The sequence below is a fragment of the Streptomyces sp. NPDC001663 genome (assembly GCF_042893105.1).
Classification (GTDB): Bacteria; Actinomycetota; Actinomycetes; order Streptomycetales; family Streptomycetaceae; genus Streptomyces.
In genome coordinates, this window is record NZ_JBIAUR010000010.1 from 355,595 (window position 1) to 369,685 (window position 14,091).

Sequence of the window (14,091 nt, forward strand, 5' to 3'; positions counted from 1 at the left end):
TCCCAAGGAGGGCCGTCCGGAGAGCCGGGCGGCCCTCCGCTTTGACGTCCGGTCTGTGAATTGACTTTCACGTGACGGACGCATCGAGGAAGTGAAAGCCTGGCGCGGGGTGCATCAGGAAATCGTGGTGGGAGATGTTCCACGCGTAGGCGCCCGCCAGCGAGAACACCACCCGGTCGCCCGCCCTGAGCCCGGGAGCCGGGACACGCCGGGCCAGGACGTCCTTCGGGGTGCACAGCTGCCCGGCCAACGTGACCCGTTCGCCCTCGGCCGCCGACCGCGGCCACGGGTGCGGCCAGGTGTCCACCGGCAGTACGGAACAGGGCTGGTCGTGTCCCTTCGTGGCGGGGGTCCGCAGATGGTGGGTGCCGCCTCGGACGACGCCGAACTCCTCGCCATGACTGTGCTTCACGTCCAGCACCTCGGTGGCGTACCAGCCGCAGTAGGCCGTCAGTGCCCGCCCCGGCTCGATGCGCAGGGTCAGCCTGGGGTGCGCCTCGGTCAGCCGGGCGAGCCCTTCGCCGTATGCCGCCCAGTCGAATCGGCGTTCGGGGGCGGTGTAGTCGACGGTCATGCCGCCGCCGACGTTCACTTCGGAGAGCGGAACGCCCAGACCCATGGCCCAGGTTACGACGGACTCGGCCACCGCCAGCTGCTCCGCCGCCTCCAGGCCGCTGGCCAAGTGGGCGTGAATTCCCCGTAGTTCGAGGTTCTGATACGTGCCGTCGGCGAGGGCCCGGACGACCTCGACCGCCCGCACCGGATCAAGACCGAACGGCGTCGGACGGCCGCCCATCGCCAGCGCACTCCCCGCCAACGACCCGTCTGTGACAGGCAGGTTGACGCGCGGCAGCACCGCCACCTGCCGCCCTGGCGCGCAGCTGCGCGCCAACTCGGCCAGCATGCGCAGCTCGTACTCGCTCTCCACATGGAAACGGTCGACGCCCAGTTCCAGTGCCGCCGTCACCTCGGCGGGGGTCTTGCCGGGACCGCCGAAGGCGAGCGGCCGGCCCGGAACCGCCTTGGCGACATGGGCGAGTTCACCGCCCGAGGAGACCTCGTACCCGTCGACGTAGGAACCGAGCGCGGCGAGGATCTCCGGCTCCGGGTTGGCCTTGGCGGCGTAGTACAGCTCGACCCGCTCGGGCAGGGCGTCCCGTACAGCGGCGGCGTGCGTGCGCAGGGCCGCCAAGTCGTAGAGGTACGCGGGCAGTTCGGCGGACGGCAGGGACAGGGCGTGGTCGCGGGCCGCGGATGTAGGGGCGGTCATCGGGGGCTTCCGTTCGAGTCGCGCAGGATGTCCTCGGCGAGCGGGGACGGCAGCCGGACGTAACCGGCGTCCCGGTCGGCCCTGCGCTCCCAGCGGGTGAGCAGGTTGGCCTTGGCGGGCAGCGGCACTCCGGCGAGCAGGGCGGCCAGGCGGGGCGGGCAGCCGTACTGGTCGGCGTGCGTTTCGAGCGTGGCGCGCACCCGGGCCCACAGCGCGGCCTCCGCCTGCGGGTACAGGTCGGCGAGGGCGGCGAGCAGCTCTGCGACGTGGTTGACCAGCAGGCAGTAGACGACCCGGTCCCAGCCGCGCTGCGCGTCGTACGTCATCGGGCCCGCGACCTCGGGCGGCAGCGCCGCCAGCGTCTCGGCGTGGTGCTCGGGGACCAGCTTGGTGCCCTCCAGGTCGCGGAAGAGCACCTGGGCGGGCCTGCCGTCGCCGTCGACGCAGATCAGGACGTTCTGGAGATGGGGTTCCAGGACCAGGCCGTGCTCGAAGTAGGCGGACAGGACGGGCGGGACCAGCAGGTCCAGATACGACGACCACCAGGCGAGGGCCGTCCGTACGTCCGCTCCCTCCAGCAGACGGGAGATGTGGGCGGCGCCGGTCGGGTACTCGTCGGCGACGGCCGCCGCGAGCAGGGGAGTGGTGCCCGGGGCGAGGCGGTGCGGGAGGCCCTCGCGGACGATGACGCCGAAGCCCTCCAGCAGCTCGCGGTCCGGGGCACCGTCCGGGCCGGGGAGGGCGAGCGTGCGGTAGGCGGGCTCGCGGAGGACCGCGCTGCCGGGGAAGCGCTCGGCCAGCTCGGCGAGGGCCGGGGCCAGGGCGCGGGTCAGGGCGACGGCGCCGGACAGCTCGTAACTGCTGTTCTTGCGCAGGCAGTTGGTGATGCGCACGTTCAGGCTGAACTTGAGGAAGGTCTCCCCGTCGTACAGCGTCCGCACCGACGCGGTGGCGGCGAAGGGTCGCCCGCCCTGGCCGAGGTCGAGAACGTCCCCGCGGTCGAGAGCGGCGCGCAGCAAGGGATGTTCGCGCAGCGCCTCGTACTGCCAGGGGTGGGCGGGCAGCAGCCGGTAGCCGTCGGGGACGTCCGAGCGCAGCCCGTCCAGCGGGGCGACGGCCGAGGCGGCGGCGCACTCCTCGGCAATCAGGCCGGCGCGGACCGCGAGGTGCCGCAGCGGGAAGGAGGCGCCGACCTCCGGGGCGTACGCGGACCAGGCGCGCGGATCGCCGGTGCGGGCCTTGGGCGTCGGGTGGAAGCGGTGGCCGAACAGGAGGGACTGCTCGGAGGCCAGGTAGGCGGAGAGCCGGTCGTCCGGGGCCGACACCGCGCGCGTGGCGGCCAGCGAGGTCGCGACGGCCTCGTGGCTGGAGGCGAGCTGCTCCAGGAACTCCTCGTTGCTCACCCCCGTACGCAGCGACAGCTCGTCGTGCGTGTACTCGGCCAGCCGCCGCCAGTCCACCTCGGTCCACTCGCCGTCGCGCTGTTCGGCGACCGGGCCGGTGAAGCGGTGCGCGCCGAGCAGTGAGGTGCGGCGCAGGGCCACGCGCAGCAGGACCCCGCGGCGGGGCAGGCGCAGCAGCAGGCGGCCGTCGGTGACGACGGACTGGTGCTCGGGTCCGGACACCTCGCGCAGCAGGCAGTTGAGGAGGGTGTGGGCCGTCGCCTCGTCGGCGGTGGGCAGGGCGGCGGGGGCGGCGGTGCTGCCGAGCGAGTCGGTCAGGGAAGGCATCAGCGGCTCCGGCGGGTGCGGTGGTTCAGGGTGGTCAGGAGGGTCGCGAGGACGGTGACGGCGGCAGCGGTGCCGCCTATCAGCACGGGTGCGGCCGGTCCGAAGCGAGCACTGCCCGCCGCCGCGGCCACGCCGGCGGCGACCGCGCCGGCCTTGGAGAAGAACTCCAGCGAGCCGAACATGCCGCCCGGCGCACGGCCCCTGGCGCAGTCGGCGGCCAGCACCGACAGACACACCAGGCCGAGCGTGAGACCGGCGCCCAGCAGCAGTCGTACGGCGATCAACGTGGTCAGCGAACCGGCGACCCCGTGCCCGGCCAGCCCGAGCGCGATACAGGCGAAGCCGAACGCGATCCCGGCCCGCGGACGGTCCCGGAACGCGGAGTGCACCGCCAGCGCCGACACCAGATAGACCAGGTGGGGCAGGGCGAACAGGACACCGGACAGCGCGGGCGAGGTTCCGGGCAGCCGGTCGTCGACCAGTGCGATCAGGTACGGGAAGGAGATGACGGTGGAGAACACGAAGGCGAACTCCAGGGCGTACAGGGTCTTCAGCGGGACCATCGGTGTCGTCCGGTCCGTCTCGGGCTCGCCCTGAGGCTGCTCGACGGGCTCCGGTTCGGGCAGCGCCGCGAGCAACAGGGCGGCCGTGAGCGGCAGTACGGCGAGCAGGGCGTACTGGCGGTGCGGCGACAGCCACCCGGACAGCGAGCCGACCACGATCGGCGCCACGACCAGCGCTGCCCGCGCGCTGCCCTGCATCAACGTGAGCGCCTTGGACAGGGCCGGACCCTGCAGGGCGGCGCCCAGGTATCCGTTGGACGCGGCGAACGTGCCGCCCAGGATGCCCTGGAGCACGAGCGCCACCGTGAAGGTGACCAGCGAGTCCGCCCAGCCGGCGAGCAGGAAGGCCACGGCGAGCCCCAACTGGGCCCGCAGCAGCAGTCGTTTACGGCCGTAGCGATCCGCCAGCCGCCCCCACAGCGGGGCACCGAGTGCCCCGAACACGGTCGGCACGACGTAGAGCACGCCCGCCCAGCGGGCCCGGTGATCGCCCAACTCCGGCAGGATCTCGGTGAGATACGGCGGCAGTCCGAGCGCCGCGAAGGACGCCACGAAGTAGCAGCCGGCCACCGCGTGCACATGACCGCGGCCGAACCCGGACCGCGGCATCCGCAGGGCCTGAGTGCTCATACCGAACCACCGCCGGACAGCAGGTAGTTGGGGCCGGTGGTGTAGTGCTTGTTGATGTCGGCGGCACCCGAGCGTTCCTTGGAGAGCAGCGTGCCGGCCGTCACCATCGCCTTCACCGGCAACCGCGGCGCGTTCAGCACGCGGGCGCGCAGGACGGCTCCCGCGTCGCCACCGAGCCGGTCCACCGACTCCGTCAACCGGGTGCGTATGAGACGAAGCACGGCCTCGCGCTGCTTCGGCAGCCCGAATGCGTAGGCGCCCGCGCACAGATGGACCGTGATCGTCGCGAACACGTCGGCCACCGGCCCGTCGTCCGTACCGAAGATCCGCGCGTCGTCGAAGCCCCACGGCCCCGGGAGTACGGCATCCAGTCGCACGGAGTTGATGCGCGGCCCGTCGTTGTCCTTGAACAGCAGTCGCAGCTCACCCGGCCGCAGCACCACCGAGATGTTCTGCTGGTGCGACTCCAGCGCGATGGCGTAGCCGAAGAGCGTGGTCTGCCAGTCGAACAGCAGCGTCAGGAGGGCGTCCAGCAGGGCGAGCGGGTCGCCGCCGTAGAAGCGGTCGGCGAGGTGGTCGACGACCTGCCGCCCGTCGGGCGCCTCGGCGAGGAGGGCGGCCAGCGGCACGACCGCCGCGTCGTCGAGGCCGGCCGGGTAGCGGCGGCACAGGACGGCCAGCAGCTCGTGACCGGCATGTGCGTACGTCGTCTCGTCGGCGTGCAGGATCGTGTCACGGAAGCGCGGCTCGCGGGCGATCACCGCCTCCAGCAGCCGCTGCCCCGCCGCCCCGTCGACGAGGGTGCCGGGCTTGACGGTCCGCTTGTTGCGCAGGCCCAACGTCGCCGTGGCCAGGGGGAGTTTGAGATGCAGCGACGGGTCCGCGACCGTGGCGACCGTGCGCATCGACAGGGTGGGTACGACGTCCAGGTGGGTGCGGTCGGCGAGGACCGCTCCGTCCGGGAGACCGGCGGCCGACAGGGCCTCGACGGTCAACGGATGGACGGGCAGCGGCACATGGGTGTCCCGCAGCGCATCCAGGCCGAGCGTCGCGGGCATGGGCCAGACCTCCGGGAGGTTGCCGGTCAGGGTGACCGCCTCCCGGGGCACGGCGAGCCAGCGCAGCGCGAAGCGCGGGTGGAACTCCGGTGCGTAGGCGCGCAGTTGATCCTCGGTGAGTCCCGAGCGGCCGCGCGCGGTCGGATAGACGGGATGGTCGAGACGGGCGGCGAGCGTGTCGTATACCAGGCCGCCGCCCAGGCCGGTGGCCAGGTCTCCGAGTCCGGCCAGGACCTCCGCCCGCGTCGCCGTGTGCAGCCGCAGAGTGGCCAGCGTCTGCCGGCACTCCTCGGCGAAGGCGTCGAAGCCGCTCCGGTCCTCCGGCTCGGCGAGCGCCCGCAGCACGCCGAGCACCACGTCGTACGAGGTCAGCTCGCAGCCGTCGGACTCGCGGACGAGCAGGGGCAGCCGGGCCGCGTACTCGCACTGGTAGCCGTCCTCGGCGACCGGGAGCAACAGGGCGTCCTGCCCGGCGGGCAGCCGCAGCCAGTCGCCGTCCGGCCGGCGCAGGAGTGTGCTGCGGGTGCGCAGGCCGACCACGTCCTCGCGCAGCAGGGCGCTCAGCACGCGCGTGACCAGCTCCGCCTCGCAGCCGTCCGTCACGGTCGGTGCGGTCACGGCTGGATCTCCCAGCGCTGCGCGCCCAGGAAGTCGGCCGACATCCGGGCGACCGTCGCCTGGTCGGTGCCGACGGCCCGCAGGACGCCGAGGTAGTCGCGGTTGGTGCGGTAGAGCTCGTGGCGTTCGCCCACCTCGCGCAGCGGACGGTACGTCAGATGCACGTCGGCGACGGTGAGTTCTGCGGCGACAGGGGCGTGCGTCAGGGTTCCGGCGCGGTCGGCGCACGGGTACTCCAGGCGCGCGGCGCCGTCGCCGCGGGCGCCCAGGTCGGCGGGGAGCGGCTCGCCCAGGTGGGTGCGCAGGATCAGCTCGAAGAGCGGTATCCGCAGCAGCCGGGCCAGCAGCAGGTCGCACTGGTCGCCGATGGCACGGTAGTTGACCTCGATGATCCGCGCCCGGCCGTCGTGCACCACGAACTCGGTGTGGCAGGCGCCGAATCCGACGCCCAGGGAGTCCAGTTGGGCGAGGACCTGCGCGACGACCGGCTCGGGGTGGGCGGGGACGTAGGTGAGGCGTTCCTCGATGAAGTACGGCGGCGGCGACAGCTCGGTGTGGAAACCGCCCAGGACATGGCGGACTTGTCCGTCGCCGAGGGTCTCCAGGGTGTACAGCTCGCCGGGGAGGTACTCCTCGACGACCAGGACGGCGCCTGGGCGCCGCTCGAGGATCTCCTTGGCGTGAGCCACGAGCTCTTCCGGGCCGTCGACGAGGACGACGTCCTCGCTGGCCACGCCCTCGCGCGGCTTGAGCACACATGGGTACGGCGTCTCGTCCGGCGCGACCGCCTCGGTCAGCTCGGCCGACCAGACCGTGTCCACGCCGGCCGCGGCGAGCCGGCGCCGCATCTCGGCCTTGTCCTTGGTGCGCAGGGCGGCCCGCCAGTCCTTGCCGGGAAGCCCGAAGTAGTCGGCGGCAAGGGCGGCCTGGGTCTGGAGGTGGTCGCTGTTGGTGAAGACGGCGTCGGGGCGGTGGTGCGTCGAGATCCGGGTGATGACCGCCCGGTGGTCGCGGACGTCGCACGCCAGGACCTCGATGTCCGGGTACGTGCGGCGGTGCGCGTCGGGCTGGTCGGTGAGGACGGTTACGTCCAGGCCCATCTGGGCGGCGGCGGGCAGGAAGCCTTCGGTGACGGAGTCGGTCGGGTTGAGGGCAAGCAGGTACAGACGCATGGGTGAGGAACAACTTCCGCTGGCGGGTGGGGGGTTGGGGGCGGGCCGAGGCCGTGCCGGGTGCGACCCGCCCCGAAAGAGCGGGAGTTACTTCTTCGGGAGCTCCACGCCGGTGGCCTTCGCCACGTCCTTGAGCATCTGCTCGGCGGCCTGGACGCCGATGCCGGACATCCAGGTCTCGTCCGGGACCTCGTAGACCTTGCCGTCCTTGACGGCCGGCAGGGACTTCCAGACCGGGTTGGAGGTGACCTGCTTCTTCTGGGTCTTGTCGTCGACGTCGGCCGAGGTGACGAAGACCAGGTCGGCGTCGGCCTGGTCGATCTCCTCCGGGCTGACGTCCTTCATCGTGACGTCGGGGTCGTCGGAGACCTGGGACTTGGGCCGCTTGAAGCCGATGTCGTTCAGGACGACACCGCTGTAGGAGTTGGACTGGTACAGACGGGTCGGACCGGCGATGAAGCGGACCACGGACGCGGTCGGCATGGTGCCGCCGTCCTTCTTCTTGATCGCCGCACCCAGCGCCTTGGCCTGTGTCTCGTACTCCTTGAGCTTCGCCGCGGCCTCCTTCTCCAGGCCCAGCGCCTCGGCGTGCACCTTCAGGTTCTGCTTCCAGACACCGCCGGTGGTCTCGGTGAAGACGGTCGGGGCGATGGCGCTGAGCTTGTCGTAGACCTTCTCGTGGCGGACCTTGGAGGACAGGATCAGATCGGGCTTGAGCGAGGCGATCTTCTCCAGGTTGGGCTCGAGCAGCGGACCGACGTCGGCGGTGCCGCTCAACTCGCCCTTCAGATACCTCGGGAAGCCGCCCTCGGTCTTGAAGTGCGGGGCGACCGCGCCGACCGGGTCGATGCCGAGCAGGGTGACGTCGTCCAGTTCACCGGTGTCGAGCACGACGACCCGCTTGGGCTTCGACGGGATCTTGACGTCGCCCATCACGGTCTTGAGGGTGCGCGGGAAGCCGGCCGACGAGGAGCCGGAGGCCTTCGCGGTGTCGGCCGCGTCGGTCTTCTCGCTGCCGCAGGCGGCCAGTACGGCCGTACCGAGCACGACGGACAGCAGCACGGCGATCAGCCGGCCGATTCCGCGCAGGGGAGAGCGCTTGAACATGGGGGGTTGGTCCTTCTGGTAGGGGTGTTACGGGTCAGGCGGGCGCGGCGGTGTGCCGCACCGCACTGCTCTTCGGAACGATCAGCGGGGTGCCGGTCTCCGGGTCGGGGATCACCCGGCAGTCCACCTCGAACACGGACCTGACCAGGTCCGCGTCCAGTACGTCGGCCGGGGCGCCGGCGGCGGCGAGACGGCCGTCCTTGAGGACCACCATGTGGTCGGCGTAGCGGGCGGCCTGTCCGAGGTCGTGCAGCACCATCACCACGGTGCGGCCCGCCTCGGCGTGCAGGGCGGCGACCAGGTCGAGCACGTCGAGCTGGTGCCTGAGGTCGAGGAAGGTGGTCGGTTCGTCGAGCAGGAGCAGCTCGGTGTCCTGCGCCAACGCCAGCGCGATCCAGGCGCGTTGACGCTGACCGCCGGAGAGCCGGTCGACGGGATGGTCGCGCAGGGCCGCGGTGCCGGTGCGCTCCAGGGCGGCCTCCACCGCCTGCTGGTCGGCGGCCGACCAGGGACTGAGCAGCCGCTGGTGCGGATAGCGGCCCAGGCGTACGAGCGCCTCCACGGTGATCGCCTCCGGTGTGACCGGTTGCTGTGGCAGCAGTCCCATCCGGCGGGCCAGGGTGCGGGCGGGCATCCGGTGGATGTCGGCGCCGTCGAGTGTGACACTGCCGGCGGACGGCGCCAGCAGGCGGCTCAGACCGCGCAACAGGGTCGACTTTCCACAGGCGTTGGGCCCGACGATCGCGGTGACGGCGCCGCCAGGCAGCGTCAGGTCGAGCCCGCCGACGACGACCCGGTCGCCGTAGCGCAGATCGAGGCCTCGGGTTTCGAGCTGGTTGGTCATGTGCGGCTCCTGATGCGCTTGCTGTGCTCCGGCCGTACGTGGTTCGTGGCCCGTCTTCGATACGCCGGTCATGCGTGACTCCTCTGCACGGGCGAGCTCTGCCGGAACATCAGGACCAGCAGCCAGGGCGCCCCGAGCGTGGCCGTGACCGCGCCCACCGGAAGTCCCTCGACGGGCAGCAGATGCTGCACCACCAGGTCGGAAGCGAGCAGCAGCACCGCTCCGGTGAGACTCGCCAGGCCCAGCGAGGCGGCGGTCGGCGGCCCGGTCACGAACCGCACGATGTGCGGCACCGCGAGCGCCACGAACGTCACCGGACCGGCGAGCGCGGCGGCCAGCGACGCCAACGCCACGGCGACGAAGAGGAGTTGGAGACGTGCGGCCGACGTCCTGACTCCCAGCGCGCCCGCCGAGTCGTCCCCGAGGTCCAGCACGGCCAGCCTGCGGTGCAGTACCAGGGCGACGGTGAGCGCGAGCACCATGGCGCCGCCCGCGCCCCACACCTCCGTCCACGTCCGCCCGTACACCGAACCGGTCGTCCACTGCAGCGCCGACCCGGCGAGCTCGGCCGGGAAGCGCACGATCATCAGGTTCACGGCGGCGGCAAGGCCGGCCTGCACGGCGAGCCCGGTCAGCACCAGCCGGGTCACGGCGAGCCCGGACCGCCAGGCGAACACGCCCAGCAGCAGCGCCGCGAGCAGCCCCCCGCCCAGCGCCCCGACCGGGATCAGCAGCTGCGAGGCCCCGGCGGCGACCAGCGCGACCGCGCCCAGCGACGCCCCGCCTGTCACGCCCATGACATCCGGGGACGCCAGGGGATTGCGGAACAACCGTTGCAGCACACAGCCCGCCGCGCCCAGCCCGGCTCCGGCGACGATCGCCGCCACCGCCCGCGGCGCCCGGAACTGCTGCACCACCAGCACATCCCCCGAATCCCCGAGGCCGACCAGCGCACGCAGCGCGGTGGTCGCGGGCATCGGCATCTCACCCGTCGTCAGGGACACGGTGAGCAGCACGAACAGCGCGACGAGACCGGTCGCGGCGAACAACAGGACGCGGTGACGCACCGGGACCCGGGAAGCGGACTTCGTACGGAGGCCTGCGGCAGCGGCGGTCATCGGGCCACCTTCCGCGCAAGGAGCGCCAGCAGGGGCGCGCCCAGGAACGCAGTCACGATGCCGACCTCCAGCTCCGAGGGCCGGATCACCATTCGGCCGAGCACGTCGGCCGACAGCAGCAGCAACGGTCCCGCGATGAGACAGCCGGGCACCAGCAGTCGGTGGTCGCCGCCCAGCAGCGGTCGTACGAGATGGGGTGCGGCGAGGCCGATGAAGGCGATCGGACCGGCCACGGCGACCGCCGACCCGGCGAGCAGCACGACCGCGAGGCCGCCGGCCAGCCGGATGCGGGCCACCGGGACGCCGAGTGCCTGGGCCGAATCGTCGCCCAGGGCAAGGGCGTTGAGGGCGGGGGAGACCGCCAGGGCGACCACCAGGCCGAGCAGCAGGGTCGGCAGCACCGGCCACAGCACGTCCAGCGGCCTGCCGGACAGGGAGCCGGCCAGCCAGAAGCGGGCCTCGTCGAGCGTGCGCTGGTTCAGCAGCATCACGGCCGACGTCCAGGACAGCAGCACGAGTTGGAGGACGGTGCCGCCGAGCGCGAGCCGTACGGGATCGATGTCCCCCGCGCGGCGGGCGAGCGCCTGGGCGAACAGGGCCGCGCCCGCGGCGCCGGCGAACGCGAACCACACATACTGCACTGGGTCGTTGAGCTTCAGCGCGTAGATCGCGACCACCACCGCGAAACCGGCGCCCGCGTTGATGCCGAGGGTGGTCGGCGACGCGAGCGGGTTGCGGGTGATGCCCTGGGCCACGGCCCCGGCGACCCCGAGTGCCGCCCCGACCGCCAGACCGATGACGGTCCGCGGCAGCCGCAGCCCGGTCACCACCAGCGCCTCCCGGCCGTGGGTGTGGCCGAACAGCGCGTCGGCCACCGTCGACAGGGGCACCGAACGTGCGCCGAGAGCGAGGCTCAGCGCCGTGCAGAGCGCCAGGGCGGTGAGGCCGACGAGGAACAGGGGGAGATGTCTGAGGGCGTGGAAGGGCACACCGCTGGGTGCACCCGGTGGGGTGGCGGTCACAAGCCGTGAGCTTAGGTGAGCCTTCCTTTACTTTTCAAGCGACCATGTGGTCGCTGTGACGTGGGGATTTCGCGATCGCATGCCGCGAGGGGCTCATTGATCAATCTCACCAGGTGTGAAGTAAGGTAAGCCTTGCCTTTCCAGTAGTCTTTGAAACCCCTGTGTGGGAGCGCCCATGTCCGTCGCCCTGAAGACCCTGCCGTCGAGTGCCGTCACGCATACCCTGGGCGATGTGTACCGGCGGTTGGCGGACGTCTGCGAAGGGTTGACCGTGCGGGTCGCGGAACCGGGCGACGAGGTGACCCAAGTCGGCTTCACGGCCGCCGAGTTGGTGTCGGACCCGGAGGCCCTGGACGCCTTCGTCGACGCCGAGGCGGCCCGCATCCAGAACCGCTACGACGTCGCCGCGCGCCGTGACGTCGCCGCCTCGCGCGCTCTGCACGACTACGCCTGGACCGTGGGTCTGTTGATGGGCGGCGCCTGGTACCTCGAGCGCAGGGTGCCGAGGATCCGGCCGGAGGATCTGCGGCTGGACCTCGACGCGGGGGCATATGTGATCACACCCGGGACCGAGCTGGCCTGCCTGGCCGGTGACCCCTTCGCCGGCTTCCCCGGAGTGCTGACGCTGTCTCAGGAAGAGCCGCTGCGGGCCGCGTTGCGCATGGCGGTCGCCGATCACATGCGTCCGCTGCTGGCCGCGATCGGTCCCGTGGCGCGACGGCGGGCGCGCGCCCTGTGGGGCATGGTCGGCGACGACCTCGTCTCCGGCATCTGGTATCTCGGCCGGATGCTCGGCCAGGAGGGCGCCGCCGTCCGGGCGGCCACCGAGGTGCTGCCGATCGCCGTCCCGCCGTATCCGGACGGCGCCGACTTCCGGTACCTGGTCGGCGAGGACTCCCGGCGCCACGCCACCAGAACGCGCACCGGGTGCTGCATGTTCTACGCCATCCGGCCCGCCGAGGCCTGCGCGACCTGCCCCCGCACCTGCGACGCGGAGCGACTGCGCCGACTCGGGAGCTGAGCGGGGTCAGTCGGCCGTCGCCAGGAACTGCGTGGCCGCCAGCTCGGCGTAGAGCGGGTCGGCGGCCACGAGTTCGCGATGGGTGCCCACCGCGCGGACCCGGCCCGCGTCCATGACCACGATCCGGTCGGCCATCGTCACCGTGGACAGCCGGTGCGCGACGACGAGCACCGTGGTCGTACGGGAGACATCGGCGACCGTGTCGCGCAGCGCCGCCTCGTTCACCGCGTCGAGCTGCGAGGTGGCCTCGTCCAGGAGCAGCAGCCGCGGGCGGCGCAGCAGGGCGCGGGCGATGGCGACGCGCTGGCGTTCACCGCCCGACAGCTTGGTGCCGCGGTGCCCCACCAGCGTGTCGACGCCGCGCGGCAGCCGGGAGACCAGACCGTCCAGGCGGGTCGTCTTGAGCACGCGGGTGAGGGTGTCGTCCCCCGCCTCCGGGTTGCCCAGCAGCAGGTTGTCCCGCAGCGACCCCGACAGCACCGGCGCGTCCTGCTCCACATAGCCGATCGCGGACCGGAGTTGAGCCAGCTCCCACTCCTCCAGCGCGCGCCCGTCCAGCGTGATCGCACCGGACTCGGGGTCGTAGAAGCGCTCGATGAGCGAGAAGACCGTGGTCTTGCCCGCGCCGGACGGTCCGACGAACGCCGTCATGCCCCGGGCCGGCACCGCGAACGTCACGCCGTGATGGACGTACGGCAGATCGTCGGCGTACCGGAAGCGCACGTCGTCGAAGGCGAGCGCGGCCGGTTCGGCGCCGGGGGAGGGCAACGGGGCGGGCCGGGCCGCCGGTTCGGCGGGCAGGCTCAGCGCCTCCTCGATGCGGGCGAGGGCGGCGGCGCCCGTCTGGTACTGCGTGATCGCGCCGACCACCTGCTGGATCGGCGACATCAGATAGAAGACGTACAGCAGGAACGCGACCAGCGTGCCGACCCCGATGGCGCCGGTCGCGACCCGCGCCCCGCCCACCGCGAGGACCGTGATGAACGCGATCTGCATCGCGAGACCGGCCGTATTGCCCGCCGCCGCCGACCACTTGGCGGCCCGCACGCTCTGCCGCCACGACTCCTCGGCGGCCGCGTGCAGGGTCTCCTCCTCCCGGTGCTCGGCACCGGACGCCTTCACCGTGCGCAGCGCGCCGAGAATCCGTTCCAGCGAGGCGCCCATGACCCCGACCGCGTCCTGCGCCTGCCGACTCGCCCGGTTGATGCGCGGCACGATCACACCGAGCACCGTGCCCGCACCGGCGATCACCGCCAGCGTGACCGCGAGCAGCACCGGCTCCACCAGGCCCATCATCACCACGGTCGCGATGAGCGTGAGCCCGCCGGTGCCCAGACCGACCAGCGAATCGGTGGTGACCTCGCGCAGCAGCGTGGTGTCCGAGGTGATACGGGCCATCAGATCGCCCGGCTCGCTGCGGTCCACCGCCGTGATCCGCAGCCGCAGCAGATACGACGACAGGGCGCGCCGCGCGCCGAGCACCACCGACTCGGCGGTGCGCCGCAGCACGTACGAGCCCAGCGCGCCCAGCGCCGCGTTGGCGACCACGAGGGCCGACATGGCGAGCAGAGCGCCCGTGATGGCCCGGTCGTGCGACAGGTCGTCGATCAGCCCCCGCGCCACCAGCGGCAGCAGCAGCCCGGTGGCGCCCGTGACCAGCGAGAGCAGGGCGCCCGCGAGCAGCGTCCACCGGTGCGGCCGTACGTATTCGAGCAGGAGCCGCCAGGCGGGCCGGCCGGTCCGGGTCTCTGCGATGGTCACGGCGCTCCTCAGCAGTGGTGCGGAGCATTCAGGCTACGTCCGCCGTCTCTCGCACGGCCTGCCGTTTGCGCTGCAGGGGCGGTGTGAGGGGCTGTCGGCGGGAGCGTCGATGCCGTTACCGATCAGTCACCCGTAGGGTCGGGAGGGACGGACCGAGGCTGACGGAAGGGTTCTACA

Annotated in this window: 11 protein-coding genes; 1 reads left to right on the forward strand and 10 read right to left on the reverse strand. The window is 72.3% G+C overall.

Features of this window, described 5'->3' with window-relative positions; translation table 11 throughout:
- Positions 1-67: 67 nt before the first annotated feature.
- The 9 genes from ACFY1L_RS31770 to ACFY1L_RS31810 form a co-directional block, all read right to left on the reverse strand.
- On the reverse strand, positions 68-1,270 hold the full coding sequence (locus tag ACFY1L_RS31770) for a type III PLP-dependent enzyme (RefSeq protein ID WP_388831690.1): 1,203 nt from the start codon (positions 1,268-1,270) through the stop codon (positions 68-70).
- A complete protein-coding gene (locus ACFY1L_RS31775) occupies positions 1,267-3,000 on the reverse strand; it encodes an IucA/IucC family protein (protein ID WP_388831692.1) in 1,734 nt (577 codons plus the stop codon). The genes ACFY1L_RS31770 and ACFY1L_RS31775 overlap by 4 nt, the downstream gene beginning before the upstream one ends.
- Positions 3,000-4,193 carry an MFS transporter gene (locus tag ACFY1L_RS31780; protein ID WP_388831693.1) on the reverse strand — a complete coding sequence of 398 codons (1,194 nt, stop codon included), beginning with the start codon at positions 4,191-4,193 and terminating at the stop codon, positions 3,000-3,002. The genes ACFY1L_RS31775 and ACFY1L_RS31780 overlap by 1 nt, the downstream gene beginning before the upstream one ends.
- A complete protein-coding gene (locus tag ACFY1L_RS31785; protein ID WP_388831695.1) occupies positions 4,190-5,869 on the reverse strand; it encodes an IucA/IucC family protein in 1,680 nt (559 codons plus the stop codon). The genes ACFY1L_RS31780 and ACFY1L_RS31785 overlap by 4 nt, the downstream gene beginning before the upstream one ends.
- A complete protein-coding gene (locus ACFY1L_RS31790; RefSeq protein WP_388831697.1) occupies positions 5,866-7,041 on the reverse strand; it encodes an acetyl-CoA carboxylase biotin carboxylase subunit family protein in 1,176 nt (391 codons plus the stop codon). The genes ACFY1L_RS31785 and ACFY1L_RS31790 overlap by 4 nt, the downstream gene beginning before the upstream one ends.
- An 87-nt stretch (positions 7,042-7,128) precedes the next feature.
- Positions 7,129-8,148: an ABC transporter substrate-binding protein gene (locus ACFY1L_RS31795; RefSeq protein WP_388831699.1), complete on the reverse strand. Its 1,020-nt coding sequence runs from the start codon at positions 8,146-8,148 to the stop codon at positions 7,129-7,131.
- Positions 8,149-8,182: 34 nt separating this feature from the next.
- Complete coding sequence (locus tag ACFY1L_RS31800) at positions 8,183-8,992, reverse strand: ABC transporter ATP-binding protein (RefSeq protein ID WP_388831701.1); 810 nt, start codon at positions 8,990-8,992, stop codon at positions 8,183-8,185.
- A gap of 68 nt (positions 8,993-9,060) precedes the next feature.
- Entirely contained in the window at positions 9,061-10,110 is a 1,050-nt protein-coding gene (locus tag ACFY1L_RS31805) for a FecCD family ABC transporter permease (protein WP_388831703.1), read from the reverse strand.
- On the reverse strand, positions 10,107-11,099 hold the full coding sequence (locus ACFY1L_RS31810; protein WP_388831892.1) for a FecCD family ABC transporter permease: 993 nt from the start codon (positions 11,097-11,099) through the stop codon (positions 10,107-10,109). Before ACFY1L_RS31810 ends, ACFY1L_RS31805 begins: the two co-directional genes overlap by 4 nt.
- Positions 11,100-11,307: 208 nt before the next feature.
- Here ACFY1L_RS31810 and ACFY1L_RS31815 point away from each other — a divergent pair, with 208 nt between their 5' ends.
- Positions 11,308-12,153: a (2Fe-2S)-binding protein gene (locus ACFY1L_RS31815; RefSeq protein ID WP_388831705.1), complete on the forward strand. Its 846-nt coding sequence runs from the start codon at positions 11,308-11,310 to the stop codon at positions 12,151-12,153.
- 6 nt (positions 12,154-12,159) lie between these two features.
- Here the strand turns inward: ACFY1L_RS31815 and ACFY1L_RS31820 are convergent, their stop codons facing one another.
- Positions 12,160-13,914: an ABC transporter ATP-binding protein gene (locus ACFY1L_RS31820; RefSeq protein WP_388831707.1), complete on the reverse strand. Its 1,755-nt coding sequence runs from the start codon at positions 13,912-13,914 to the stop codon at positions 12,160-12,162.
- Between the last annotated feature and the right edge of the window lie 177 nt (positions 13,915-14,091).

Excerpts from the sequence above, each read along its gene's own strand:
- ACFY1L_RS31770 (WP_388831690.1), bottom strand. The coding sequence starts at position 1,270 with ATGACCGCCCCTACATCCGCGGCCCGCGACCACGCCCTGTCCCTGCCG.
- ACFY1L_RS31775 (WP_388831692.1), bottom strand. The coding sequence starts at position 3,000 with ATGCCTTCCCTGACCGACTCGCTCGGCAGCACCGCCGCCCCCGCCGCC.
- ACFY1L_RS31780 (WP_388831693.1), bottom strand. The coding sequence starts at position 4,193 with ATGAGCACTCAGGCCCTGCGGATGCCGCGGTCCGGGTTCGGCCGCGGT.
- ACFY1L_RS31790 (WP_388831697.1), bottom strand. The coding sequence starts at position 7,041 with ATGCGTCTGTACCTGCTTGCCCTCAACCCGACCGACTCCGTCACCGAA.
- ACFY1L_RS31795 (WP_388831699.1), bottom strand. The coding sequence starts at position 8,148 with ATGTTCAAGCGCTCTCCCCTGCGCGGAATCGGCCGGCTGATCGCCGTG.
- ACFY1L_RS31800 (WP_388831701.1), bottom strand. The coding sequence starts at position 8,992 with ATGACCAACCAGCTCGAAACCCGAGGCCTCGATCTGCGCTACGGCGAC.
- ACFY1L_RS31805 (WP_388831703.1), bottom strand. The coding sequence starts at position 10,110 with ATGACCGCCGCTGCCGCAGGCCTCCGTACGAAGTCCGCTTCCCGGGTC.
- ACFY1L_RS31815 (WP_388831705.1), top strand. The coding sequence starts at position 11,308 with ATGTCCGTCGCCCTGAAGACCCTGCCGTCGAGTGCCGTCACGCATACC.